Origin of the sequence: Phaeodactylibacter sp., from assembly GCF_040219495.1 — a bacterium.
Classification (GTDB): domain Bacteria; phylum Bacteroidota; class Bacteroidia; order Chitinophagales; family Saprospiraceae; genus Phaeodactylibacter.
Genome location: NZ_JAVJSK010000154.1, coordinates 18,613 through 44,669, shown reverse-complemented (window position 1 = coordinate 44,669; position 26,057 = coordinate 18,613). Strand labels below are relative to the sequence as shown.

Below are 26,057 nucleotides of genomic sequence, written 5' to 3'. Positions count from 1 at the left end.
TGCGTCAAAAAGGATACGCTGATTTCAGCAAGCCTTTTTAGCATTGAGGTCAATTGCCGCTACACTGGGCGGTCAGTGCCCGGTACGACGGGGCTTTATTCCACCCCTAAAGGGAGCATTATAGCTGGTATCTGATAAGTTTTGTAAAGTTGATTGAATGCGGAAATATCCTCTTTGGTGATTTTCCGCATTTCCTTTTTTATACCTGCCCATTGCTGTAAGAGGTGCTCCAGCCGGAGCAAAGCGCCCTTGGTCACTATCGGGTTGGGGTGATCGATACGTGCTTTGAGGTCCATCAGTTCTGCGCTCAGGCGATTGGGGTAATTGATGACATCCTGCTGTGTTTCCTGCTGGGGCTGAATCAGGTTGCCCTCCCAGGCGGTGATACATTGAATGATATTTTCACCGGCATCCAGGATTTCCTGCGTGCAGTCAATTTGTTTCAGGTTGGCATAAAGTTGCTCCACCTGTCGTTTTACATTACGCATGTGTTGGACCGACTGGTGAATTTCGCGAACAGCGGATTCGATATTGAGCAGGAGTTCCTGTTGTGCCAGGTAAGCTTCCGGAGGGGCTTCCAAACGGGGGTCTGCCAGGAGTACGGCTTCTGTTTTCAGTACGCCATAGGGTGTAGTCAGATGAATTTTGTATTGTCCGGGTAGGACAAGGCTGCCCTTGTAGTCTCCAAGGATGAAAACATTGGGCACACCCGGCATAGGTTCCCGGCGAAGATCCCAGTAAAAAGCATTCAGGCCCCGACAGGCAGGGAGATAGGGTGCTGGTTTAGGCCCACCCTCGTAGGTGGAGGTGTCTTCTTCTTTTTCGTTGACAAAAGTACGGAGTGTATTCCCAAAAGCATCGAGTATCTCCAACTGTAGCCTAAAGCTGTCCAGCGCTTCCGGCAGGTAGTAGGCAATCTGTAAGCCGTTGGGAGGGTTTTCCCCCAAGCCATATACGGGCTCATCCGGAAGATCAGCCAGGTAACGGACTGCCGGCTCCGGTTCAAACAAATAGGCCTGCTGAATAATATTCTCATCAAGTTGCCGCAGGGGCGAGAGCCCGTCGAGTATCCAAAAGGAACGCCCGGAGGTGGCCGCGATTAGATCATCGCCCTGCACCTTTAAATCGGTGATTGGGCAAACGGGCAGGTTCAGCTGAAACGGCTGCCACCGCTGCCCGTCGTTGAAGGAAATATAAAAGCCCCGCTCGCTGCCGCCATAAAGGAGCCCGGGGCTTACAGGGTCTTCACGTACGACCCGGAAAAAGTGCTCTGCGTCAATACCTCTTGTGATTTTGACCCAGTTTTCTCCCTGGTCTTCAGAACGGTAGACCAGAGGCTCAAAGTTGTTGAACTTATACTTCATCGCCACCACATAGACCCTCGAAGGGGCATGGGGGGAAACTTCAATACAGTTGATGTAAGCTTCGCCCAGGTTGGGGGGCGTTACATTTTTCCAGGATTTGCCATCATTGGTGGTCAGGTGCACTAAGCCGTCATCGCTGCCGGCCCAGATGGTTCCGGACTGATGCGGAGAGCCAGCCAGATAGCTGATGGTGTTGTAGTTTTCTCCTCCTGCTCCCTCGTTGGTGTAGGGGCCACCGCCCTGCCCTTGTTTTTCCGGTTCATTGCGCGTGAGGTCGGGGCTGATTTCTTCCCAGGAAAACCCGCCATCCTCGCTGCGCAATACTACATGGGCACCGTGCAGTAGCACATTTGGGTTTTGAGGCTGTATCAGTAGTGGGGCATTCCAGTTAAACCGGTATTTCATGTCTTTGGGCGCTTTGCCAAGGCGCAGGGCCGGGTAGGCCATGATGTCGTTGGTTAGCTTTGTTTCCTGATCGTAAACTGAGAGGTTGCCCTGATAGCTACCTCCGTAGACCCTTCTTGGGTTGTCGGGGTCCAGGGCAATAAAAGCGCTCTCTCCGCCTGCTACCGGATACCAGTGCCGCGCCGAAATGCCCGCATCTGCCGTCTGACTGGGAATGGCAAGAGTGGAATTGTCTTGTTGCCCGCCATAGATGTAGTAGGGGAAGCGGTTGTCTGTTGCAATGCGGTAAAGCTGTGCGGTAGGCTGATTGCTTTGTGCGGACCAGGTTTTTCCGCCGTTCAGTGTGACGGTCGCCCCGCCATCGTTGCCCAACACCATGATCTCCGGATTGCGCGGGTTGATCCATAGCGAATGTTGGTCAGTATGCGGATTAGCAATATTGGTGAAATCTTTACCGCCGTTATTGGACTTCAGCAGCGGCGCATTAAGGACATATACCGTTTCTTCGTCTGAGGGGTCCACTTCAATTTTGGTATAATACCACGCCCGGGCTACAGTGACCCGCTGATTGTTGACCAGCTTCCAGCTTTCTCCCCGGTCTTCCGAGCGGTACACGCCACCGTTCTGCGCTTCGATTACGGCGTAGACTTTAGCCGGGTTGGACGGCGCGACACAAACGCCCACCTTGCCCATTTCAGCGGGCAGGCCTTCGCCAAGTTTTTCCCAATTCAGTCCGCCGTCGGTTGACCGGTAAAGGCCGGAGCCTTCCCCTCCGCTGCGGATGTTCCAGGGCGAGCGCAGGTGGTCCCACATGCCGGCGTAAAGAATCCGTGGGTTGGAAGGGTCTATACTCAGGCTGGAAGCTCCCGTTGTTTCGTTGATGAATAGTGTTTTTTGCCAGGACATACCTCCATCCATACTCCGGTAAACCCCCCGGGTGTCAGAAGGCCCATGCACGGCTCCCTGTACGGCAACATAAACGATATTGGGGTAACGCGGATGAACCGAGATTGCAGAAATATGGCGGGCGTATTTCAGGCCAAGGTACTGCCAGGTGCGTCCGCCGTCCTGTGATTTATAGACGCCGTCTCCGGCACTTGTCATGACACCCCTGACCGGATGCTCACCGGTACCTACATAAAGGGTATTATGGTCGGAAGGCGCAACGGCAATAGCGCCGATTGAGCCTGTCTGGAAGAAGCCATCCGAGCAATTGTCCCAGCTCTGTCCGGCGTCCTCTGTTTTCCAGACACCGCCTCCTGTGGTGCCCATGTAGAACCGCAAAGGATAACTGGGCACGCCGGCTACAGCAACACAGCGCCCTCCTCTGTAGGGGCCAATGTTGCGCCAGGATAAGCCCTCCAAAAGCTTTTGCTGTACGAGCTGCTGGGGCTGTGCGAAGATTGGTGTGGTTAGGAAAATCAGTGCTGCCCATACCAAGTATTGTTTCATACCTATACCTTTAGTTATGAAAGGACTATGGGGGGTAAGGGCACGCTTTCCCGTAGATCGTTTTCTCACCGTATGTGTTTTTTCGGTAGTACGCAGTTTTTCTCCCGTGTATTGAGTACTACCGGCTCAAAGTATGTTGTGTTGTCTGGAAGGCTGAGGGTATACAGCTTTTCCTAGTGTTTGCGGCTAAATATAAGCATAGAAGTCATTAATAATGTGTTTTCCACTTTAAAGCTTGCCGCTATGACTACCTATTACGTATAAGTACCTGAAAATGTTGCACTAACTTACCGGATAACCTCAAAATGGCGCAGGGTGGTGCGCAGTGCAGTGGGGTTGGTGAAGTGTATGCTGTGTATGCCTTCCCCGCGTGCGGCTTTCACATTCCGGTGGCTGTCGTCAATGAAAAGTGCTTGGTCAGGCTTGATTGCGTTGCGTTCCAGAAGCAGGTGGTAGATCCTGGGGTCGGGCTTTTTTAGTTGCTCCCGGCCGGAAACGAGAATGTCTTCAAAATGGCGAAGAAAACCGTAGCGTTCCCAGGCAATAGGCCAGGTTTCATGGCTCCAGTTGGTCAGCGCCAAAAGCCGGAATTGCTGCGCCTGATGGATTTCCTCCAGGATAGAGACCGTCCCTTCTATCGGCCCGCCCAGCATTTCTGCCCAACGGTCAAAAAAGGCCCTGATCTGGGGTTCGTACTTCGGGTGTTCAGCCACTTTTTCTGCAACCGCTTCTGCGAACGGCCGGCCCGCATCCTGCTGTTCATTCCAGTCGCCTGTGCAAACGGATTCGAGAAAGTATTCCATCTCATCCGCTTCATCAAAGAGCTTTCTGAACAAATGCCGGGGGTTCCAGTCAATAAGAACGCCGCCAAGGTCGAAAATGACCGTATCAATTGGTGAAGACTTCATAAATTAGCTTTGCTTACAAAGATAGAGATATTCGCCACTCCTGCCATAGAAGATGTTTAGAGTGCGTGGATTTATGGTCTGCCAGGTCAGAATTCATGAATCCTGCTTTTTTTCTATCTTACTGGCAAACTCCGGTAGGCTATGCAATCCAGAAGACGGTTCTTTTCCCACATGGGCACAGTAGCAGGCACTTTGGTTACCCTGCCTTTTTTTCAAACGGATACCGGGAAAGCACTGCTCCGGGCCATTGCCCATCAGCCAACTACCCAAAGTGAAGACTTTTGGCGGCTGATCCAGCAGGCCTATACCGTTTCACCTACAATTTTGAACCTCAATAACGGCGGCGTGAGCCCCTCCCCAAGAGTGGTGCAGGAGGCTGTAGAGCGTTACAACCGCCTGAGTAATGAAGCGCCTTCTTACTACATGTGGCGGATACTGGACAATGGCCGGGAGCCTCTGCGTGCCCAACTCGCAGACCTGCTGGGCAGCAGCCCGGAAGAAGTTGCCATCAACCGTAATGCTTCTGAAGCGCTGGAAACGGTGATTTTCGGGCTGCAGTTGAAGCCGGGTGATGAAGTCGTGCTCAGCAGGTACGATTATCCGAATATGATGAATGCCTGGAAACAGCGGGCCCGCCGGGACGGTATTGTGCTTAAATGGGTAGACCTGGATCTACCGATGGAGGAAGAAGCGGCTATAGCCCAGCGTTACATTGAACAGTTTTCCGATAAGACCCGGGTGGTCCACCTAACGCATATGATCAATTGGAACGGTCAGGTATTACCCGTACGGCTTATTGCAGAGCAGGCCCATGCACAAGGCATTGAAGTGATCGTGGATGCGGCTCATTCCTTTGTGCATCTGGATTTCAAGGTAGAAGAATTGCAGTGCGATTACCTGGGCACCAGTTTGCATAAGTGGTTGTGTGCCCCCTTCGGTAGCGGCCTGCTGTACGTGCGCAAATCCAAAATCGCCGGTATTTACCCACTGTTTGCTGCTCCGGAGCCCGATAGTGGCGACATCCGGAAGTTTGAGCACCTGGGGACCCGGTCTTTTGCCATTGAGCAAGCTATAGGCCAGGCGGTGCAATTTCATAAACTAATCGGTAGCGCCCGTAAAGAGAGCCGGCTGAAGTATCTGCGTACGTATTGGTTAGACCAGGTTCGCGATCTGCCGGGCTTTCGCAGCTACACCCCTGAGAACCCTGATCTGGCAGGTGCGATTGCAAATGTAGGTTTTGAAGGTAAGGATGCTTTAGATTTTCATGATTACCTGTTTCGGGAACACAAAATTCACACCGTGGCCATAAAATGGGAAGGTATCAACGGCTTGCGCATTACTCCTAATGTGTACACGCTCACTGAGGACCTAGACCGTTTGGTATTGTCCATCAGGGAATATGTGAAGACAAATTAGCAATTTGATGCGAATTGCCCGTTGTAGGGCCGCTGACCTTTGTTGGAAAGGCTCGTGCCTTTTTATCGTTTGCGCTCTGTGACAAAGGTGACCAGGTCTTCCAGGGATTGGCGGGAGGGCGTTTCCGGGAAGGCATGTAGCAGTTGGAACGCCTCCTTCCTGTATTGTAGCATAGCTTCTTTTGCATAATCCAGGCCACCACTTTGGCGCACGAAGTCGACGACCTCTTTTACCTTTTCCGGTTGGTCACTGTAGCGTTTAATGGTACTAATGATGTGCTTGCGGTCCTTTTTGGGCGCCTGGTCCAGCGCATAAATAAGGGGCAGCGTCATCTTCTTTTCCTTGATGTCAATGCCCAGGGGTTTGCCCACATCATCGGTGCCATAATCGAAGAGATCGTCGCGGATTTGGAAAGCAATACCAATTTTTTCGCCAAAGAGGCGCATGGTTTCGATCTGTTCGTCATCCTGAGTGGTGGATGAGGCTCCTGCGCTACAGGCTGCCGCGATGAGGGAAGCAGTCTTTTGCCGGATGATATCGTAGTAAATCTCTTCTTTGATATCCAGTCGGCGGGCTTTCTCAATCTGCAGCAGCTCGCCCTCGCTCATGGCTTTGACGGCGTTGGAGACGATTTCCAGCAGGCGGTATTCTTTGTTCTTCAGGGCAAGCAGCAGCCCCTGAGAAAGAAAATAGTCCCCGACGAGGACGGCGATTTTGTTTTTCCAAAGTGCATTGACGGAAAAGAAGCCCCGGCGTTCAAAGGAGTCGTCCACCACATCATCGTGGACAAGCGTTGCGGTATGCAGCAGTTCTACGAGAGACGCCGCGTGATAGGTGGAGTCGCCCACTATGCCGCACACTTTGGCGGATAGGAAGACAAACATAGGCCTGACCTGCTTACCCTTTCGGCGAACGATGTAGTAGGTGATTTTGTCGAGTAGGGAAACCGGGCTGCGCATGGCTTCCCGGAAGCGCACTTCAAAGTGGTTCAGCTCTTCTTCAATCGGTTGTTTTATCGCTTCTAAGGATGTGGCCATGGACTTGGTTTTACTGCCCAAAACTACAAAACTTCATCGTTTGACCACCTGATATTTCCGGAGTACCTCCTTACCGCTCCTAATGATGAGTAAATACTCTCCTTTCGGCAGAGTGGCATTAATCGGAAATTTCTTAACGCGTTCACCAGGCTTCTCCGCAGGAATATTGAAGCGGTCACGGATAGCGTATTCTCTATCGATAAGCTGTGCAGCAACCGGACCGGGCCTGGGCATGGTAAACTTTACAGTAATAAAGTTTTGCGCATCGGGCATCACCTTGGTGTAGGGCGACCAGTCATTGGGGTCAGAAGGCTCTGTTTGGGCAGGTGGTGGTGGAGCAACGGTTTCGGGCGGAGTAGGGTTATTGTCTGCCAGCCGCTCTTCCTGCCGGTCCTGAATACGTTCGCGTACGGCATCCCGTACCGGTTGACGGGAAGTTTGAGCCATCTTGTCATTTTGAATGTAGACTACATCTCCTGTGGGGGGCGTCCAGATGTTCAGCCCGAGAGGGATTTCGAAGAGGTTGTTATGGCTCACCTCCGCCACATTTAGAGATTCATCTGTTTTCACCGTTCGGACCTCTATCCGGTCCGGCATAACGAATATCCACTTGAATTGATTGAATTTCCCATGTGCACGTGTCCATTGCTTAGCATCATCGGCATCCCTGAGTGGTGCGCCCCAGCAGCCTTCCCCAATGTATACGGTTCCACGTTCATCGTCCCTGATGAAGCCCTGATCGCTGCCTGCCCCACGGAATGGCCGGATAGGGTAGGTGGTTTTGACTACGTGTGCATCAGACTCCAGGACCAAATCTACTTCATAGCTGTAGAAAAGTCGGGCCCAGTTGTTGTAGAGCTCATCTTTTTCGGGCTTTCGCTGCGTATGGGGCCGCATACCGTGGTGGTACTGCGCCATTTTCCAGGTCACCTGCTGATTGGCATCCAAATCCCCTTCCAGCCAGATGGCCTGACTGCCGGCGGGTGCGATCATGGAGTTGAGGGTATAGAGGCGGAAAAGGTCTCCACCGAAGGTAAGCGCATAATACACGTCAATACTCGGAACGTCGAAAAGCTCTGTAATCGATGCATTTTCCCGCTCATGATTACCCCGGGAGGCCACGATTGGGAATAACCGGCCATCACTGCCGATGGTTTCCTGCCAGTCATCAAACCAGTCGCGCCAGTTTTCGTTGGTGTCCCCGCCGGTCATGTCCCCATTGAAAATAACGAAGTGAGGGCGCAGTTTGCTGACGAGGCGGTTGGCGGTCACCCTCGCCTGCCGGTTGTTCCGGGAGTCCCCCCCTGCGATGATGGACAAAGGCTGATTCGGGCTGCTGGGCGCGGTCTTAAAAGACATACGCTTGCTCATCCCTTCGCTGTCCTGAATGACAAAATAGTACACCGTATTCGGCTTCAGCCCAGTCAGGCGTACAAATTGGTTTTGCATGCCCTTTGCTCTGATGAAGCGGTCCGGGGCTTTGCGGTAACGGTAGGCATTGGCTTGCCCACCGTAGTCGATTTCGTCAAAATGAAGGACCGGATTAGAGCCGGAGACCTGATCCCAGCCAATAACCATCGTGGTGGCAGGGTCATCGCGCCACATACAACGGTAGCGGGCGGTCAGCCCCATCAGCTCGGTAGCCGTGAACAACGCCAAAGTCAGTAGCAATAAGTAAGGCAGATGATGGGGTACACGCATCTATGGTTGATTTTTTCAGTCGCTCTGGAACAGTATATTATGTGCCAAAGGTATAGGCATTGGGCTAATCCCGGAAATAAATCCGGCCAGCACCGTTATTGTTTATACTGCTGTAACGGTTTTCAGTTGCAAAAAATGATGAGAGACGATGAAAAAAGCCAGTTGAGGCACGAAAAGTTAGTTTTGCCGCCCCTCTTGCCGCCCGTTCAGCAAGTAAATCATACCGGAATTCATTCGCAGGGCTGGTACTAAAGGCTTACATTTCGGGATCGTAATTTAAAATTCAGCCATGAGATACCCACTTACCTTACTTTTGACTTGCCTGGTGCTACTGGTACAAGCCCAGCAGCGTTACTCCACGCTTACTTATTTTGAGACGGATTCTTTTTCGCTGGAGCTTGACCTGTTCCTGCCGGAAACCCCCTCGCCCGCGCTAAAACCCTTACTGATTTATGTGCACGGCGGTGGCTTTTCAGGTGGAGACCGGGCCGGCGGGCACAAGCTGTGTACCTACCTTTCGGAAAAGGGCATTGCAGCGGCAACGATTACCTACACCCTCTACATGAAAGACAAAAGCTTTAGCTGCGACGGCATCCTTTCGGAAAAAATTCAGGCGATACGCCTGGCGGCCAATCAGCTTTGGCAGGCCACTGCTTTTTTGACCGGGCAGGCGGATAAGTATGGTATCGATCCGTCCAAAATTTTTATTGCCGGGAGCAGTGCCGGGGCTGAGACCGTACTTCATGCAGCCTTTTGGGACCGGTCGGTTATGCAGCTTTATGGTGACCCTTTGCCCGGGCGTTTTCAATATGCTGGTTTGATTGGCGGTGCCGGTGCGATCATGGATATGAGTGGGATAACGCCAAAGACGGCAATTCCGGCTATGCTTTTTCATGGCACTGTCGATCCGCTTGTGCCATATGGTACCGCTGCCCACCATTACTGTAAAACAGATGCCACCGGATGGCTTATGCTCTTTGGCTCTCATTCCATCTATGAGCGCTACAGCGATATTGGTGCTGATGTTGAATTGCACTCGTTCTGCGGAGGGGGCCATGGGTTTGCCGGCGCTTTTTTTTACCAGGAGCAGGAGCGGGTCTCAGACTTTATCCAACGGGTCCTGAGCGGTGCCCACTTCCAGAACCACCTGATTTTTCAAAAGGGCAATGCTGATGCGCCCGAAGAACAGGTGTTCTGCCAGGATTAGACATCGTAAGACTTGGAAAAACAGCAGAGGGTCAAAAACGGGCTCCTGTTTTAATCTTATTTACAAAGCGCTTACCTTTGCACCTGAATCCTAGAGCGGGCGTCCCGCTGTTTTTCAAAACCGTATAGCGACATCATGAAAGATACAACCGTTTTTAACCTCATCGACAAAGAGCTGCGCCGTCAGCAGCACGGTATTGAGCTGATCGCCTCTGAAAACTTTACGAGCCCGCAGGTGATGGAAGCGGCAGGTAGCGTACTGACCAATAAGTACGCGGAAGGCTATCCCGGCAAGCGCTACTATGGTGGTTGCGAAGTGGTAGATGAGATCGAGCAACTGGCTATCGACCGGCTGAAGGAACTCTTCGGAGCAGCTTATGCCAACGTGCAGCCCCACTCCGGCGCGCAGGCCAATGCCGCAGTCTTCCTGGCTATACTACAGCCCGGTGATGCGATTCTGGGTTTCGACCTGGCGCACGGTGGCCATTTGTCCCACGGCTCTCCCGTCAACTTTTCCGGTAAGGTATACCGCCCGCATTTCTACGGTGTGGAAGAAGACACGGGCCTGATTGATATGGATAAAGTAGAAGCCAAAGCCCTGGAAATAAAGCCTAAGCTGATCATCTGTGGTGCTTCGGCTTACAGCCGCGACTGGGACTATGCACGCTTCCGTGCCATTGCGGATAATGTAGGCGCCTTGCTGCTGGCTGATATTGCCCACCCGGCTGGCCTGATTGCGACTGGTTTGCTCAATAATCCCATGCCCCACTGTCACATTGTGACTTCTACCACCCACAAAACCCTGCGCGGGCCACGCGGTGGCATCATCATGATGGGCGAAAACTTTGACAACCCCTGGGGCCGTACAACGAAAAAGGGCAATCCGATCAAAATGTCGGCCATCCTGAACAGTGGGGTTTTTCCTGGCATGCAGGGCGGCCCACTGGAGCACATCATTGCTGCCAAAGCAGTGGCTTTCGGCGAAGCGCTACAGCCCGGCTTTAAAGCATACACGGAGCAGGTCGTGAAGAATGCACAGGCTATGGCCCGGGTCTTTGTTGAGAAAGGCTATAAGCTGATCTCCGGCGGGACCGATAACCACCTTATGCTGATTGACCTGCGCTCTAAAGGCGTGACCGGTAAGGTGGCAGAGCAGAAACTGGGAGCGGCAGACATCACCGTTAATAAAAATATGGTGCCTTTCGACACGCAGTCGCCATTTGTCACTTCCGGTATAAGAGTAGGTACAGCAGCTGTGACCACCCGTGGACTCAGGGAAGCCGACTGCGAAAAGGTGGTGGGTTGGATTGATACCGTCATCACCCATTCGGAAAACGACAGCCTGATTGCGGAAATCCGGCAGGAAGTCAATACCTTTATGGCTCAATTCTCCTTATACGAAGAGGCAGGTGCCTCTGTTAGCTAGAACAAACACTTTTTCCCCATATCAATGGGATACCTAAGACGCTAAACCCGGAAGTGCCTGGCTGGCTTTGCCCACGCCGGGCATTTTCCGTTTGGGGGCAGGCGTGTGCAGTAGCCGGTTGCTGCCGATGTCATTCAGATGGTGGGCAGCAAAATGAAAAGGGCATTATGAAATTGAGGCGTATCACCTTATCTTTAGGAGACCAACCTTGATCAAAAACCAACATCATGCTAGCATTCAAACGCGCCCTGATGGCGATCGACTTGTCCGAGCTGGATTTGCAGTTGCTCCACTTTATTAAGCGGCACCACCGGGCTTTGGGCATCCAAAAGCTATATGCCCTCCACATCATGCCCGACTTTACAGACCCCGCCCACCCTGAGGTAGATTTTCAAAAGCGGTTTGCTCCGGAGTCTCCGGTAGACGAACGGGTGAAATCTGCCATTCAGGCCCGGGTAGGCGAAGTGTTTGGGGAAGCGCCGGAGCTGGAAATTGAGATAGAAGTCCGGGAGGGCAAGCCTTATGAAAAACTGTTGCACTGGACCAAAATAAAAGAAGTCGACCTGCTCATTATGGGCAAAAAACGCCTGAGTGAGGGCAGCGGTATTACGGCCAAGCGTGTAGCCCGCAATGTGCACGCTGCTGTCTTGTTCGTGCCAGATGGGGCAGGTACTGAAATCACCAACCTCGTGGTGCCTAATGATTTTTCTGAAAATGCAGCCCGTGCTTTGAAGGTAGCACTTAAGCTCAGCCGGGCCATGAAAGGGCAACCGGTGCACAGCTTGCATATTGTAGACCTGCCGCCCGGACAGTATTACAACCGCTCTGCTCCCGACCGAGGCTACCTGGGCATGCTGAAGGAATCGGCACACCTCGCAGCGGGCAAGTTCCGCGAAGCGCATGGAATTGCGGATGATGATATCGTGGACGTCTATCAGGAGAACAGCCGCAACAATCTGGCTGCGCACGTGCTGCGCTATGCCAGCGACCACAAAGAAGTACTATTGGTAATGGGAGCCAAAGGGCATACGCCGTTTGAAACCTTCCTGTTTGGTTCGGTCACCGAGCGTATCGCGCAGGGCGTGGAGGGGCAACCCCTGCTGATTGTACGGTAGATGGTGTTTTTTAAAATAACCTGTTTTAACCTGCTGACTATGGCGATTCGGTTTGCTTGCTGTTATTTTCTGTTATTGTGGACATACAACGCACCCCTTACAGCGCAGTCCCGGGCCTACTTCCCCCGCAGTGCGCCGGAAGCACAAGGGGTGGTAACGGATTCTATCCTGTCCTTCATTGATCGGGTGGAAGCGGAGTTTGATGTGGTGCATAGCATTATGGTGGTACGGCACGGCTACTCCGTGGCGGAAGGCTGGTGGGCACCCTATGAGCGGGAAGCACCCCACATTATGCATTCATTGAGCAAAAGCTTTACCTCTACCGCTATTGGCTTTGCGGTGCAGGAAGGGCTGCTGTCCCTGGATGATCTGGTGGTCTCCTTTTTCCCTGATAAAAAGATTGGCGAGCCAGACCGGTACTGGAATCAAATGCGTATCCGCGACCTCCTCACCATGAATACCGGCCATGCAGAAGAGCGCTGGCCTGATGCCAATACGGAAGATTGGGCACAGTTGTTTTTAGGCTCAGACCTGGATTTTCTGCCCGGTACGCACTTTAAGTACAATAGCATGGCCACCTACATGCTTTCAGCCATCTTACAGCGGGCAACGGGTGAAAAGCTGGTGGATTACCTGGACAAGCGCTTATTCCAGCCTTTGAGGATCCCAAAGCCAGACTGGAAAACCTGCCCCGATGGGGTCAATACCGGAGGATGGGGGCTACAGATACGTACCGAAGATATTGCCAGGCTCGGGCAGTTTTATCTGCAAAAGGGCGAATGGGAAGGCCGGCAACTGCTCGCCAGAGAGTGGGTGGAACAAGCCACCTCTAAGCAAGTGTCTAATGGTAGCGACCCGGAGAGTGACTGGGCGCAAGGGTATGGGTTTCAGTTTTGGCAATGCCGGCACGGCGCTTATCGGGGTGATGGAGCCTGCGGGCAATTTTGTATTGTGATGCCGGAGCAGGATGCCATCATTGCCATTACTTCCGGCACACCGGACATGCATCGGCTACTACAGGTTGTGTGGGAGGTGCTTCTGCCTGCTATGCGGGCCGAGCCTTTGTTCCCTCAACCGGAAAAGGAAGCTAAGCTCCGGGAGCGGCTCAGCAATCTTAAGCTGCCATTGGTGCAGGAAGTAAGTACCGCTGAGGCGAGAATAACCGATGGCGTTTTCCAAATGAAACCCAATAACGCCAGCCTGGAATCCGTGGGCTTTCATCTGCAGGAAGAAACGCCCCATATTATATTTGAGCGCACAGCCGGTACAGACACCCTGTGGCTTGGGCAAAAGACGTACCGTAAAGGGGAAGTGATCCACGCCCTGCCTTATACCGAAAACCTGGAGCCCGAAGTCGCAGCTAACGGGGGGTGGGCCAGTCCAAATATCTATGAAGCAAGGGTCTACCTCTTTCATTCCCCTGCCCGTATCACTTATACTTTTCAGTTTGAAGGCGGCCGGTTGGTCATGAAGAGCCATTTGCATCAGGCATTGCTGGGCCGGCGCGATTTGCAAGTCTTGGAAGGCCGGCGGCGCTAGTCGCACAGGAAGAGGCATCAACCGACTGCTTTGTTGAAGCAAAGTAAGCTTTCTGTCAAAAATAGCTAAACAAAAAAACGGGGTTACTGTTTCCCTCTTGTCACCAAACAATAAGCAGCCTTGGCAAAGCAAGTCATCGTTATCGGGTCTGGATTCGCAGGGCTCTCTGCCGCATCCCATCTTGCCCAAAAAGGGTACAAAGTCACTATTTTAGAAAAGAATAGTATTCCGGGTGGCCGGGCGCGTAAGTTCGAGCATGAGGGGTTCGTTTTCGATATGGGTCCGAGCTGGTACTGGATGCCGGATGTGTTCGAGCAATACTTTGCGCAGTTTGGCAAAAAGCCGTCTGATTACTACGAGCTGGTGCGCCTGGACCCGTCCTATGAAGTGGTCTTTGGAAAAGGGGACAGCATGGAGATACCGGCCAAAATGGAAGCGCTGGAAGCTATGTTCGAGCACTACGAGCCGGGCAGCAGCCAAAAGTTGCGGCAGTTTCTCAAGGAAGCACAGTACAAGTATGAGGTGGGGATGAATGAGTTCGTGCACAAACCCTCGCACTCCATCATGGAATTTGCGGACACGCGTATTCTGATGAGCCTTTTCCGCCTGCAGATGTTCACTTCGATTTCCAAACATATCCGCAAGTTGTTCAAGCACGAGCAATTGATTCAATTGCTGGAGTTCCCGGTACTTTTTCTGGGGGCAACGCCTGAAAACACCCCTGCCTTGTACAGCATGATGAACTACGCCGACATGGCGCTGGGCACCTGGTACCCAATGGGCGGCATGCACAAGATTGTGGAGGGTATGGTTAGCGTGGCGGAGGAACTGGGCGTGGAAATCAAGCTCAACGAGGAAGTCCAACAGATATACGTCCCGAACGGGCATGCCACCAAGGTCATTACCCAAAACGGCGAGTATGAAGCCGATATCGTAGTGGGTGGAGCAGATTACCACCATGTAGAGCAGCAGCTGCTGCAGCCTGAGCACCGCATGTACAACGAGAAATACTGGGATAAGCGCACGATGGCGCCTTCTTCTTTGTTGTTCTACCTGGGGATTGATAAAAAGATCGAAGGCTTGCACCACCACAACCTCTTCTTCGATGCAGACTTCAAGAAACACGCAGTAGAAATCTACGATCAGCCGCAATGGCCGAGCGATCCGCTGTTTTATGTGTGCGCCCCATCGGTAACAGACCCAAGTGTAGCCCCTGCGGGTAAAGAAAACTTGTTTGTCCTGATCCCTCTGGCGCCCAACCTGGAGGATACCGACGAGAAACGGGAGGAATATTTTAACATCGTAATGGACCGCCTGGAAGATCTGACCGGGCAGGAAGTTCGTAAGCATATTGTCTACAAGCGGGCTTTTGCCCACCGGGACTTCGAAAAAGATTATCACGCCTACAAAGGCAATGCTTATGGTTTGGCGAATACGCTGTTGCAGACCGCCTTTCTTAAGCCAAAACTCAAAAGCAAAAAGGTAAGCAACCTTTATTATACCGGTCAGTTGACGACGCCGGGCCCTGGCGTGCCACCTTCCCTGATTTCAGGCAGCGTGGTCGCCAATGAGATTTATAAAGCTGTGAAACCCTAGCGGCGTCAGGTTTTTGCGCAGGCTTTGCGCATTTCTGCTGGCAAACAGAGCGTTCAGTTGACCTGGCGCAAAATCCGCTGCAAAACTGATAACATTATGATGGAATTGTATAACAACGTTTGCCGAGAGTGCAGCAAGCACATCACAAACCGCTACAGCACCTCCTTTTCCATGGGGATCCGCGTTTTCGACAAACGCTTCCGGCCACCTATCTATGCTGTCTACGGCTTTGTGCGCTTCGCGGATGAGATCGTGGATACCTTCCATGATTACCCCAAGAAGGCACTGCTCGACCGTTTTCGGGAGGATACCTACCGGGCAATTGACGAGGGCATCAGCCTCAATCCGGTGCTGCACGCTTTTCAGGAAACCGTTCATCAGTATCAGATTGAGCGGGAGCTCATTGATGCTTTCCTCGACAGCATGGAGATGGACCTGCACTTCGACCGCTACCACGATAGCCTGTACAAAAAGTATATTTATGGTTCGGCGGAAGTCGTAGGGCTGATGTGCCTGCGCGTATTCGTGGAGGGCGATGACGAACAATACGAGCGCCTCAAGGCACCGGCTTGCAGCTTGGGCTCCGCTTTCCAAAAGATCAACTTCCTGCGCGATATGAAAAGCGACTTCGACGAGCGTGGGCGGGTTTATTTTCCCGGGGTAGACTATACGCAGTTTTGTCAGGCAGACAAGCTGGAGATAGAGGCTGACATCAAGAAGGATTTTGATGATGCCTATAAAGGTATTGTGCAATTACCGGAAGGTGCACGCTTTGGCGTATACCTGGCTTACATCTACTACACCAATCTGTTTAAGAAAATCCGTTCTGCTCCGGCTGACCGGGTTACCCAAGAGCGGATTAGGGTCCCGAACCGCCGCAAGGCAGTGCTGCTGTTTAGCTCCGCGCTGCGCAACAGCCTGAATTTACTATAGCCTATGGACTCCGTTGTTTCACAGCCGGCCCGGGTCAAAGCTCGAATACGCCCTTTTTTACAAGCCGTGGTTGCATTAGTGCCACTGCTGCTCGTGGGCTGGCAGTGGGCGACTGACTCCGTATTGCCGGGCAATTACCTGATGGAGGTGCCGGAAGTTACCCGCCTGCCCTGGCTGGAAACGAAGTGGGCTTACTTTTACCTCCACCTCTTCACTTTTATTCCGGTATTTCTGTTGAGTTTTGACAAAAACGTCCACTACTACCGAAAATGGAAGCCGCTCTTGCCTGCCATATTGATTTTCGGTGGGCTGTTTATTGCCTGGGATGTATTCTTTACCGCTCAGGGCGTTTGGAATTTCAATGAGCGCTACTTTGCAAATATCCGCCTCTTCCACCTGCCTGTGGAAGAGTGGCTGTTTTTCTTTACAGTGCCTTTCGCCTGTGTATTCATCTATGAATGCCTGAATTTTTACCTCAAAAAAGACCTGCTCGCGCGCGCAGAACCCTGGTTGACGCCACTTATGGGCTTCGGTTTCCTGCTCACAGGGCTGCTGTACTGGGGGCATTTGTACACCACGACTACTTTTCTGCTCACCGGCGGCTTTATCCTCTACCACTGGCTCTTTCTGGACGGCACCTACCGCAGCCGTTTCTACCTGTCCTACCTGGTTGCCCTTATCCCGTTTTTGATTGTGAATGGCGTGCTGACTGGTGGCTATACTGAGCAGCCGGTAGTCATTTACAATCCGGAAGAATACCTGGGCATCCGTATCACTTCTGTCCCACTGGATGATTCCGTCTATGGCTTCCTGCTGATGTTTGGCGTGGTGACGCTGTTTGAGCGCTGGCGGTAAAAAGTGATCCTTGGAACTATTAACCTTGTTCTACCATCTCACTCCCTAAACCGCTCCACCCGCTGCACCGCATTATTCCGGATATCCACATAAAATAAATTAAGGTCGCCTACATGATAATTGCGGCGCAGCATGAGGAAGCTGCCCGGAAACTGAGGTTTGCTACTCCACAGTACGGGCCCGCGTACTTCCGCACTGACGTTATTGGGGCGTACCTTCTCGAAGGGAGTCAGGACAGCACCATCATTGAGCGTGCGGGGCGCAAAAGCCTTGGTGGTATCCCAAAGCAGGGGGTTGGTCACAATGACAGCCAGTTCAGGCTTCTTTTTGGTACCCCGCCGGAAGGTTCGCCAGGAAACATAGCAGCCGGTGTCAAGGTTGTCGGTGCAGGGCGGTATATTTTCAAAATCTGTTTGGCGTACCGGAATACCAATGATGTAAGCGGCTACGAGTTGTGATTGCAGCGGCTTTCCATCAAAAAACTCCCGCAGCAATTGTTTGGCATGGGTAGTCCCCTGACTATGAGCAGCGATGATGATCGGCCGCCCGTCATTGTAGTGCTCCAGGTAGTATTCAAATGCCCGCCGGATATCGCTATACGCCAGGTCAAACGCCTGTTTGGCGCTTGTGGTATCTTTGGTGAAGTAAGCTTCGAGGTGCGCCTGCCGGTAAAATGGCGCATACACCTTGCCCGCGGCATTGAAGGCGCTCGCCTGGAATAAGATAGGCCCTTCGAGGGTACGCTCCTGCAAATCGGCTTTCCCAACCGGCCCGTTCCAGAGCCGGTCGCCCCGCTTACCGGTGTAGGTGGTGGGATGGAGGAAAAACACATCGGCGGCTGCACTATTCTGTTGATCTTCCAGCCCGTCAGGTGCCCGGTCGGCAGGATCGGTTTTGGTAGGCAGGGCCGCCCAGGTGTCTGCCTGACTGTAGTCCGGTGCCATCGGCTTGGTCGTGGTGGAAAAGGTGCCCGAAGGCTTGGTGGCGCACCCCCACAGGAGCAGGCTTAAAATCAGGATGTTAAATCGTGTTTTCATTGGATAGTACTTTTTTCGGATTGTTTGGCCATAGCCAACTGCCCAACAGCATGCCCAGCAAACTGCTCAGCCCGCCGTAGATCAGGCTTGGGATTGCAGTGGACTGCCATTCACAAATTAGCCAGACCGCCATACCGATGATAATGGCCGCAAGGGCGCCAATGTTCGAAGCGCGCTTCCAGTACAGCCCTGCCGTTAGTGGCACAAACAGGCTCACGAGGCTGAGGGCGGAAGACTGCCCAACGAGCTCGTAGATATTTTGAGTGCTTGCGGCAAGGAGTGCAGAACAAATGGCAACCCCTACCACAGACAGCCGCATCACCAACAGCAACCGCTGATCGGACATGTCGGGAAAGTAGGGGCGTACCAGGTTTTCCCCAATGACGGTAGCCGGGGCAAGCATAGCGCCGGAGGTCGTACTGAGGATTGCCGACAGCAACGCTCCGAAAAAGAGGATTTGCACCCACATGCTACTGTGTTCCAGCACCATAAAGGGCAGGACCATCTGCGTGTCGTCCACCATTTGCAGCTCAGGGTAGAGCATTTTGCCGCAAAGGCCGATGAAGAGTGGAATTGACCCAATGGTCAGGTACATGAAGCCCGAAAGATAGGAGGCCGTTACCGCCGTTTTTGCCGACCGTGCCGACATGACTCGCTGAAAGACATCCTGCTGCGGGATAGACCCCAGCCCGATCGTGATCCAGGCCGCGATATAGTGCACGATGCTGTGGAAGTCGCCCTCCGGCCAAAACCGGAAAAAGCCCTCCGGTACCGAAGCGGCCACCTTTTGTACGCCTCCCACCTGCTCAGACAATTGCCACGCAATGATCAGCAGCCCAATGATGATCATGATGGTCTGTAAAAAATCTGTGATGGAAACCGCCCACATCCCGCCGATGTAAGTGTAAAAGACCACGATCAGCGCACAGAGCAGGATGCCCTGCAGCAGGGTGAGCCCGGCTATAGTATTAAGAATGATCGCCATAGCCACGAGCTGCGCCGCAATCCACCCGAAGTAGGAGGGGATCATGAACAGGGCGGAGATAACCTCAGCCTGCCGGCTGAAGCGGATACGGAAGAAATCATTGAAGGTGATGATGTTCAGTTTGTACAGCGGGCGGGCAAAAAACGCCCCTACAAGCACCAGGCAAAGCGCGGCACCAAAAGGGTCTTCGATTACCCCAATCAGCCCATGCTCCACGAATTCTGAGCTGGCGCCCATAATGGTCTCTGAACCAAACCAGGTCGCAAAAAGAGCGGAAGCTGCCACCACCATAGGTAGATTACGCCCGGCAATAACAAAGTCTTTTGTGGAGTGCACCCGGCGGGAAGCCCACCAGCCTATACCGAGGGTCATCAGCAAATAGCCACCGATGAAAAGCAACAGCATGGCCTACTTCGTTTCGGGTTGGAAGCGAATATCCTGCAGATCCATCAGCCGGCCCACGGGATAAAGCCGGTAGGTAGGCTCATAGTGCGGGGATCGCTCGTAAATGAAGTTGAGCTGAGCCCGGGCTGACTTTGCAAACTCCGGGTCTTCCGCCCTTTTGGCTTCAAGCGCTGCCTTTAGTTCGGGATCTGCTGCCAGCATAGCGGCTGCCTTATCTTCAAATACGTAGGCTGAGAAATACTCTTTCTGCATCAGTATGCCGTCGAAAAAGTTCCAGGAGAAGAAGGCGTCCGGCGCCTGAGGTTCCAGGGTTTCCAAAATGTACCGGTTGAGGGGCTGATTGGTCAGGACCATAAGGTCGCCTTTTTGGTAGCGCTGTTGGCGGTCTTCGGTGGTTACGGTTGTGCCGTAGTGGAGGTAGTGCCCTTCGTAGGCAGCGCGGTCTTTGTAATCTTCGATGCGGTATTGTTCCACCCTCAGCGTTTGGTCTTCCGTAAGGCGGTGCAGCGTGACATTATTCCACCGCAACCGTTCGATAACCTCCTGATAAGCCTGCGGAATGATATAGGCGATGGGCTTTTGGACGGCTACCGTGGTATTGTAAAACTTAAAGTAGGGAATTTCCCTGGTGTAGGGCGCCTCCCGGTCGTAGTAGAGCCGTTGCAGCCCGGAGACTTCGCTTGGCTTGTATTTGGCCGTATAGCCTTTGAAGATTTGAGGTACCTGACGCTCCATATCGAGTTCCCAGTTCAGGGCAAAGGTGTCTTTTTGGGCTGTATGCTTTCGGGCTTTGCTCCGGGCTTCCTGAATGGCTTCATGGTCGTCCCAGGCGGCCTGTAGCAGGTTGTCCATAAACGTGTACGTGCTTTGTACCCGGTCTTTGAAGGGCTTCAGCATATGCGTCTCGGGCATGAATCCGATGGTATTGTGCAATGCCGCATAGCCGGTAGAATAGCGGGGCAGGTCGAGAAAAGCCGCAATGCCCTCATCCGGTGTACTGCGGGCGTAAACGTAGGGCGTCATTTCCCACCCATCGGCTTCCATGTCGTCGTAAAGGCGGGGGAGCAGGCGGTTGTCCAGGTAATCAGACAGGTGGGGATCGAGCTTGTCGCTTTGGGAGGGAATGAGGGTGATGGTATATTGATAGTCGGCCCCATTTGACGTATGATTATCAACGAACAGGTCCGGCTGCCAGTCAGCGAAAATTTGATTAAACGTCTGCGCATTGCGGGAATCGGCTTTGATGAAGTCCCGGTTGAGGTCGAGGTTGCGGGCATTGCCCCGGAAGCCATGTGCCTCGGGCCCGTCCTGATTAGCGCGGCTGTGCGGCCCGCGGTTGAGCCCTCCACCGATATTGTAAAACGGGATAGCCACCACCACAAGGCGGTCGAGCAGCGCCATTTTCTCCGGGCTTTGCAGCCAGTTGCGGAGGAGCAGCATCGTGGCATCCACACCGCAGGGCTCTCCGGGATGAATGGCATTATTGATAAAGATGATCGTTTTGCCCTGCGCTTTTGCCGCTTCCGGTTGCCAGGCTCCGCCGGTGGCGAGCACGGCCGTATGCAGGGGGAAGCCTGCGTCAGTGTGCCCATGTGCCTGCAGGTGCAGCTGTGGATAAGCCAGGCTTAGCGTCTCGTAAAATGCAATCGTTTGTTGGTAGGTCGCAGTGGTATTGCTGTCCAGTTCGAAGGGAGCGGTAAGGGCCTGCGGCTGTTGGGCAGACAACTTCGCTAATGGGATTAGGGCCAGCAACAAAGGCAGTAGCAGCGAGTTTCGCATCTCGGATCGTTTTAGTGAGGATAGTGTGGGATAAAAGTAGCTCAAAATACTACAACTCCGGCGCCCCCCGCGCCCCCCGCGCCTGCTCAAAATCATACGCCAGCCCGATCAGCACCGGTTCGCTCCATGCGCTCCCATAAAAAGACAAGCCTACCGGCAGTCCTTCGATAAAGCCCATGGGTACGCTGATATTGGGGTAGCCTGCCCATGCTGCCGGAGATGAACTGCCCAAGGTGTAGTGGTCGCCATTAACATGATCGGTTTTCCAGGCCGGGGCACCGGTGGGGGCGATGAGGGCATCCAATTCGTATTTCGCCATAATTTTGTCAATGCCTTCGGCTCGGGCCAGGCGCTGCATTTCTGATACCGTACTCCGGTAGTCGTCGGTTTCCAGCGGACCCATTTTAGCGGCTTGCTCCAGGATGTCCTGATGAAAATGCCTTAGTTCCACCTCATCCGCTTTATTGAAGGCAATCAGGTCTTCAATGTTTTTTACCGGTGCGTCCGCACCAAGGCTGGCAAAATACTGATTCAGCCCGTCTTTAAACTCATACAGCATCACCTGATAGCTCAGGCTGCCGGTCTCACGAGGCAGGCGGTCCTCAATCTCTATCACTTCGGCTCCCCTTGCGCGCAGGGTCTGCATGGCGCTTTCCATCAGGGTGTCCACTTTATAGTGGGTGCCTTTGGGGGCGGTGTAGTAGCCAATCCGCTTGCCCTGCAGGGCTGTACTGTCGAGGTAGGGCGTGTAGTCGGTTTTGAAATACCCTTCACTGGCGCTTGTTTTGGCATCCGTTTCGTCTACGCCCGTCATCATACCCAGCGCAATAGCCGCATCGGTTACTGTGCGAGCCATAGGTCCGGGGGTATCCTGTGTAAAGGAAATGGGGATGATACCATCGCGGCTCAGCAGCCCGACCGTAGGCTTAATGCCCACAATCCCATTGGCGGAAGAAGGGCAAACGATGGAGCCGTTGGTCTCTGTACCCAGGGCCAGCATGCACAGGTTGGCCGCAACTGCTACGCCGGAACCCGAGCTAGATCCGCAGGGGTTGCAATCCAGCTGGTAGGGGTTGTGGGTTTGACCGCCCAGGCCGCTCCAGCCACTGCTGGAATGGGTGCTCCGAAAGTTGGCCCACTCGCTCAGGTTGGTCTTGCCCAGAATGATGGCACCCGCCTCCCGTAGTTTAGCCACGACTGTTGCATCATCCGGTGCAATGGAGCCCGCTAGCGCCCGGCTGCCTGCAGTGGTCGGCATTTGGTCGCCCGTATCGATATTGTCTTTGAGGAGTACCGGAATGCCGTGCAGGGGGCCACGTACCTGACTGTTGGCTCGTTCTTCATCCAGCCCCCGGGCGATGTCCAGCGCCTCCGGATTGACCGTAAGTACGGACTTCAGGCCGGGCCCAGACTGGTCGATGGCTGCAATACGATCCAGGTAGTACTGTACGACCGTTGCTGCGGAAAGAGCACTGGCTTCATATTTTGATTGCAGTTCGGGAATGGTGATCTCCTCCAGGTTAAGAGCATTACCCTTGATTGGCTCAGAAGCGGTAGCCGGCTGACAGGAAGGAAGCAGGGCGGATAGCAGCAACAGCCCAAAGCAGTAGTGAGTAGCGATTCGGATCATGATAAGAAGCGTTGATGTTTCAGTTAACGAAAATAGTCGATAATTGTTAAAACTGTTCATTTGTACCATTATTCCGAAAAGCCTACAGGGTTTGCAAATCGCAAATTCATGGAGCTGCCGCCACAGCTAGTGCGACTAGCGCTAATCTTAGAGCATGTTTGGAGCTTGCTCCTATTGCAAACTAAGAGCGTGTGGGACTTTTGTCTTCTAGTCGAAAACTAACTATTGTTTACTCCAAACATACTCTAATAACGTTCGTTGGATTTAGGCCTGTGCGTGAAGGATTTATACTACGACATTAATCCTCCTTCAACTTCTGCAGTCTAAGACCTATCTTTAAGGCAGAAATAACAGCCCACATGAGCGATATCCAGCTTTGGGATGCCCTGCGCAGGGGCAACAAGTCAGCATTGGAGACCATCTACCGTCAGGAGGTAGCGGATTTGTTCCGCTACGGCCGCCGCATTATTGATGATGAGGCGTTAGTAGAGGACGTGATACAGGATCTCTTTATCGGGCTGTGGCGCCGTCGGGATGGGATAGGGCCTACGGATTCCATTCGCCGTTACCTGTTTGTTGCGTTGCGGCGGGACCTCATCCGCCGGCATGCCCGCTTGCGCCGCATCACCGGCGAGCTGGATGAAAGCATTATGGAGGAAAAAACGGTGACCGCAATTGATATGGAGATGATCCGGGAGGAAAATCAGGAATTGCGGAGTGCTCAGCTTCAGAAAGCTATGGATAAGCTTAGTAAACGGCAGCGGGAGGTGCTCTACCTCAAATACTTCCAGGGTATGGATTACCAAACCATTGCTGAGGTGATGGGCATCAACTATCAGTCGGTTCGGAATGTAGCTTCGGCGGGCCTTAACGCCTTGCGCAAGCTTATCGGGCTCCTGCTGCTATGGTGGCTTTAGAGGGTTTTTCGTTGTCTTAAGATCAGCAACAACAAGCTTAAGATTAATACTCCACTGGCCAGCCCAATCTGCATCCACCGGGTTTGTTGGGCGCGTACCCTGCTTTCCACGTAGTAAGGGTTGGCTCCGTTTGGTGTGCCGGTGCCCGGGCGGAAAGCCCAGTTCTGAGGGTCTGCGTTATTGAGGTCGGGCAGGAGCAGGCTCAGCACAAATGCAGAATCGACGGGTGGTGCCTCGTAGCTGATGCTATCGACCATAGCCCCCAGGATGGAGTACAGTGCAATCGACTCCTGCCGTTTGTTTAATCCGAAATTCATGCCGCCTATCACATTATAAGCTTTCGGGTGCTTGGCCCGGAAGCTGGCAGAGTCCTCCGCGATCACCAGATAGTCATTAGGCTCTATGGTGACGGCAGGAAAGGTAAAGGTGTTGTGCTTAAGGTCGCTCAACGTCCACTTGGCCAGGTTGAGGCGCTCATCGGAGCCATTGTACAGCTCGAGCCAGTCGCCGGCATCACCGCTCTTAGGCGAAATTTCATTGATTACCAGTTTGCTTTCCAATGGGTGCAGATAGGGCTCAAAGACCGCATAGAGCTCCGTATGTTCCTGGGTTAGCGGCAAGGTGAGTTCCCGGCGGTCTTCTCCTTGCAGTGCGCCTGCCCAATGCGAAAACCGGTACCCATGGTGCGCCACGACCCGCATCGTTATCGGATAGCGCTCAAAGTAGGTACCTTGAAGGGTATCCGATGTAAGCGTCAGGTTGTCGTTCAGGATGACCTGGCCGCCTTTAGTGCTCCCGATCGTGAGCTGTCGCTGTGCGCCGGTTTGGAATTGCTCCATCAGGTGCATACGGACAAACCGGGACCGCTCCTGAGCAAACGTCCGCATCACATTGACATGAAAGTTCCAGTCGGTCCGGCTGAGTTTCCAGCGCTCCAGGTGCCTTGGTATTTCCGGTTTCAGCCGCTCATGGAATACGTTGATTTTATCCAGTACCTGCTTGGGTTGGAAGGACGTATTCAGGCGGTCGGCAAACCGGTTGACGAAACGGCGGCGGCAGTCCTCATTTTCCAGCAGCTTGCGCAAAATGAAGGTGCTCCAGGGCGGATTGGGCCAGGCAGGGCCATTGGGGGCGGTATGGAAAGCCAGGCTGTTGTGTTCATAGGCACTGGGCTCGTGCAAACCAAAACCCCAGTCGGTATCGTAAAGGATCCACCGCCAACGGCCGCGCTCCGTCTGTGGGCGCCAGTACCGGATATTGCCGCCTGCATCCTGATTGTCAAAGTAAATCTGGGCAATTTGGTAGTCCAGGAAGTTGTCTATTTCCATCTGAGCAGCGACATGCCCAAAATGCTCCGGCTCGCTGAGATCGTGGCGTTCCAGGTAGCGCAACAGAGAACGGTAGTGGCGGACACTGCCTTTTTTCACCGTATAGCGGTGCTCCATGATGTCTACGCTGTCGTTTTCAACTTCCTCAAAGTGGCTGTCAATAAAATAGCGGTTGATTTTTTCCCGGATGTTGTAGATGCCCCAATATCGCCCGTTGATGTAGACATGAGCAGGCCGGTTGTCCTGTGTCTCCAGGTCCCAGTCTTCCACCAGACTGGTCATCAAGGCATCCCGAAAATGGCTTTTGCCAAAATCGCTACCCGAATTGCGCAAGACCAGGAACTTAAACTTTTTTTTGCCGGGCTTTCCAAAAATCTCATGGTCGATACGGTGCTCTCCGTACTCATCGCGTGCCACCAGGGCAATGGATTTCTGTGGGAACAGCCGGCTCATACCTCCAAACAGCCGGAAGCCGGAAGGGCTGCGGTAAACACACTGCCCGTCGCTTTCGAAAATCTCCAGGTTGCAGGTTACCTCCCGTTTGCTCCAAAAGTTAGCACCGGGCTTTTTCCAAAGCGTATCTACGGCATTCGCGCCCAGCATGAATAGCCCGTGAAAAGGGTGGAAAAGCGTTGTGGGGTTAATGCCAATAGAGATCACCGCAAAATCCGTTTCCGGTTCTCCAATGAAGTAGGTGTGACCTTCCCGCAGGTCCGCCCGCTCATCCTGATAAGTGGCGAGCAACCTGAGCACGGTGGTCTCCCGAATGGTGACCGGTTTTTGGTACGGCTCGGACTGTGGTGTCGGCTCGGTGCCATCAAGCGTAAAGTAAACTTGCCCCCCGGGGCATTGGATATCCACGGTGACCACATGTGGGTAAAATCCGGCAGGTACGGACAGGATGAGCTCCGCCGGGGGAGGGGCTGCAGGCTCCTGAGCAGTTAGGCACAACGTCAGGCCCAGGAAAAAAAAAGTTGATATCAGTCGCTTCAAGGTGTTCGTGTGTTTAATAGCGTTTATGAA

Annotated in this window: 18 protein-coding genes; 9 read left to right on the top strand and 9 right to left on the bottom strand. The window is 53.2% G+C overall.

The window, feature by feature from the left end:
* Nucleotides 1-95 precede the first annotated feature (95 nt).
* On the bottom strand, nt 96-3,221 hold the full coding sequence (locus RIC19_RS24315; RefSeq protein WP_350180991.1) for a WD40/YVTN/BNR-like repeat-containing protein: 3,126 nt from the start codon (nt 3,219-3,221) through the stop codon (nt 96-98).
* 287 nt (nt 3,222-3,508) lie between these two features.
* Complete coding sequence (locus RIC19_RS24310) at nt 3,509-4,129, bottom strand: HAD family hydrolase (protein ID WP_350180990.1); 621 nt, start codon at nt 4,127-4,129, stop codon at nt 3,509-3,511.
* 141 nt (nt 4,130-4,270) lie between these two features.
* Here RIC19_RS24310 and RIC19_RS24305 point away from each other — a divergent pair, with 141 nt between their 5' ends.
* The gene (locus tag RIC19_RS24305; protein ID WP_350180989.1) at nt 4,271-5,545 is read left to right on the top strand and encodes an aminotransferase class V-fold PLP-dependent enzyme; all 1,275 of its coding nucleotides are present in this window, start codon (nt 4,271-4,273) and stop codon (nt 5,543-5,545) included.
* 62 nt (nt 5,546-5,607) lie between these two features.
* Here the strand turns inward: RIC19_RS24305 and RIC19_RS24300 are convergent, their stop codons facing one another.
* On the bottom strand, nt 5,608-6,582 hold the full coding sequence (locus tag RIC19_RS24300) for a polyprenyl synthetase family protein (protein WP_350180988.1): 975 nt from the start codon (nt 6,580-6,582) through the stop codon (nt 5,608-5,610).
* A gap of 33 nt (nt 6,583-6,615) precedes the next feature.
* Nucleotides 6,616-8,283, bottom strand: coding sequence for a fibronectin type III domain-containing protein (locus RIC19_RS24295; protein WP_350180987.1), 1,668 nt, complete (start codon nt 8,281-8,283; stop codon nt 6,616-6,618).
* A 289-nt stretch (nt 8,284-8,572) separates the two neighbouring features.
* Between RIC19_RS24295 and RIC19_RS24290 the strand changes: the two genes are divergently transcribed.
* From RIC19_RS24290 to RIC19_RS24260, 7 genes are all read left to right on the top strand, one after another.
* Entirely contained in the window at nt 8,573-9,490 is a 918-nt protein-coding gene (locus RIC19_RS24290) for an alpha/beta hydrolase (protein ID WP_350180986.1), read from the top strand.
* A gap of 135 nt (nt 9,491-9,625) precedes the next feature.
* Nucleotides 9,626-10,915: a serine hydroxymethyltransferase gene (gene glyA, locus RIC19_RS24285; protein WP_502930856.1), complete on the top strand. Its 1,290-nt coding sequence runs from the start codon at nt 9,626-9,628 to the stop codon at nt 10,913-10,915.
* A 227-nt stretch (nt 10,916-11,142) separates the two neighbouring features.
* A complete protein-coding gene (locus RIC19_RS24280; RefSeq protein ID WP_350180985.1) occupies nt 11,143-12,030 on the top strand; it encodes a universal stress protein in 888 nt (295 codons plus the stop codon).
* A 39-nt stretch (nt 12,031-12,069) separates the two neighbouring features.
* Complete coding sequence (locus RIC19_RS24275; RefSeq protein ID WP_350180984.1) at nt 12,070-13,569, top strand: serine hydrolase domain-containing protein; 1,500 nt, start codon at nt 12,070-12,072, stop codon at nt 13,567-13,569.
* Nucleotides 13,570-13,689: 120 nt separating this feature from the next.
* A complete protein-coding gene (gene crtID / locus RIC19_RS24270) occupies nt 13,690-15,165 on the top strand; it encodes a bifunctional phytoene desaturase/3,4-desaturase (RefSeq protein WP_350180983.1) in 1,476 nt (491 codons plus the stop codon).
* Nucleotides 15,166-15,261: 96 nt separating this feature from the next.
* A complete protein-coding gene (locus RIC19_RS24265; protein ID WP_350180982.1) occupies nt 15,262-16,098 on the top strand; it encodes a phytoene/squalene synthase family protein in 837 nt (278 codons plus the stop codon).
* A gap of 66 nt (nt 16,099-16,164) precedes the next feature.
* Entirely contained in the window at nt 16,165-16,953 is a 789-nt protein-coding gene (locus RIC19_RS24260; protein ID WP_350180981.1) for a lycopene cyclase domain-containing protein, read from the top strand.
* A 38-nt stretch (nt 16,954-16,991) separates the two neighbouring features.
* Here the strand turns inward: RIC19_RS24260 and RIC19_RS24255 are convergent, their stop codons facing one another.
* The 4 genes from RIC19_RS24255 to RIC19_RS24240 are packed head-to-tail and all read right to left on the bottom strand — an operon-like array spanning nt 16,992 to nt 22,789.
* Nucleotides 16,992-17,990, bottom strand: a complete 999-nt coding sequence (locus RIC19_RS24255) for a DUF3089 domain-containing protein (protein ID WP_350180980.1) — start codon at nt 17,988-17,990, stop codon at nt 16,992-16,994.
* Nucleotides 17,974-19,380, bottom strand: coding sequence for a high affinity choline transporter 1 (locus RIC19_RS24250; protein WP_350180979.1), 1,407 nt, complete (start codon nt 19,378-19,380; stop codon nt 17,974-17,976). Before RIC19_RS24250 ends, RIC19_RS24255 begins: the two co-directional genes overlap by 17 nt.
* A 3-nt stretch (nt 19,381-19,383) precedes the next feature.
* Nucleotides 19,384-21,159, bottom strand: a complete 1,776-nt coding sequence (locus tag RIC19_RS24245; protein ID WP_350180978.1) for a M14 family metallopeptidase — start codon at nt 21,157-21,159, stop codon at nt 19,384-19,386.
* Between the two features lie 49 nt (nt 21,160-21,208).
* Entirely contained in the window at nt 21,209-22,789 is a 1,581-nt protein-coding gene (locus RIC19_RS24240; RefSeq protein WP_350180977.1) for an amidase, read from the bottom strand.
* Nucleotides 22,790-23,148: 359 nt separating this feature from the next.
* Between RIC19_RS24240 and RIC19_RS24235 the strand changes: the two genes are divergently transcribed.
* Complete coding sequence (locus RIC19_RS24235) at nt 23,149-23,706, top strand: RNA polymerase sigma factor (RefSeq protein WP_350180976.1); 558 nt, start codon at nt 23,149-23,151, stop codon at nt 23,704-23,706.
* Here the strand turns inward: RIC19_RS24235 and RIC19_RS24230 are convergent.
* The gene (locus RIC19_RS24230; protein WP_350180975.1) at nt 23,703-26,027 is read right to left on the bottom strand and encodes a CotH kinase family protein; all 2,325 of its coding nucleotides are present in this window, start codon (nt 26,025-26,027) and stop codon (nt 23,703-23,705) included. The two genes, RIC19_RS24235 and RIC19_RS24230, sit on opposite strands and share 4 nt — an antisense overlap.
* Nucleotides 26,028-26,057: the final 30 nt, after the last annotated feature.

Bases quoted from the DNA above. Each gene is read 5' to 3' on its own strand.
- RIC19_RS24300 (WP_350180988.1), bottom strand. From the start codon at position 6,582: ATGGCCACATCCTTAGAAGCGATAAAACAACCGATTGAAGAAGAGCTG.
- RIC19_RS24255 (WP_350180980.1), bottom strand. From the start codon at position 17,990: ATGAAAACACGATTTAACATCCTGATTTTAAGCCTGCTCCTGTGGGGG.
- glyA (WP_502930856.1), top strand. From the start codon at position 9,626: ATGAAAGATACAACCGTTTTTAACCTCATCGACAAAGAGCTGCGCCGT.
- RIC19_RS24290 (WP_350180986.1), top strand. From the start codon at position 8,573: ATGAGATACCCACTTACCTTACTTTTGACTTGCCTGGTGCTACTGGTA.
- RIC19_RS24295 (WP_350180987.1), bottom strand. From the start codon at position 8,283: ATGCGTGTACCCCATCATCTGCCTTACTTATTGCTACTGACTTTGGCG.
- RIC19_RS24235 (WP_350180976.1), top strand. From the start codon at position 23,149: ATGAGCGATATCCAGCTTTGGGATGCCCTGCGCAGGGGCAACAAGTCA.
- RIC19_RS24240 (WP_350180977.1), bottom strand. From the start codon at position 22,789: ATGATCCGAATCGCTACTCACTACTGCTTTGGGCTGTTGCTGCTATCC.
- RIC19_RS24310 (WP_350180990.1), bottom strand. From the start codon at position 4,129: ATGAAGTCTTCACCAATTGATACGGTCATTTTCGACCTTGGCGGCGTT.
- RIC19_RS24315 (WP_350180991.1), bottom strand. From the start codon at position 3,221: ATGAAACAATACTTGGTATGGGCAGCACTGATTTTCCTAACCACACCA.
- RIC19_RS24280 (WP_350180985.1), top strand. From the start codon at position 11,143: ATGCTAGCATTCAAACGCGCCCTGATGGCGATCGACTTGTCCGAGCTG.
- RIC19_RS24305 (WP_350180989.1), top strand. From the start codon at position 4,271: ATGCAATCCAGAAGACGGTTCTTTTCCCACATGGGCACAGTAGCAGGC.
- RIC19_RS24275 (WP_350180984.1), top strand. From the start codon at position 12,070: ATGGCGATTCGGTTTGCTTGCTGTTATTTTCTGTTATTGTGGACATAC.
- RIC19_RS24265 (WP_350180982.1), top strand. From the start codon at position 15,262: ATGATGGAATTGTATAACAACGTTTGCCGAGAGTGCAGCAAGCACATC.
- RIC19_RS24250 (WP_350180979.1), bottom strand. From the start codon at position 19,380: ATGCTGTTGCTTTTCATCGGTGGCTATTTGCTGATGACCCTCGGTATA.
- RIC19_RS24245 (WP_350180978.1), bottom strand. From the start codon at position 21,159: ATGCGAAACTCGCTGCTACTGCCTTTGTTGCTGGCCCTAATCCCATTA.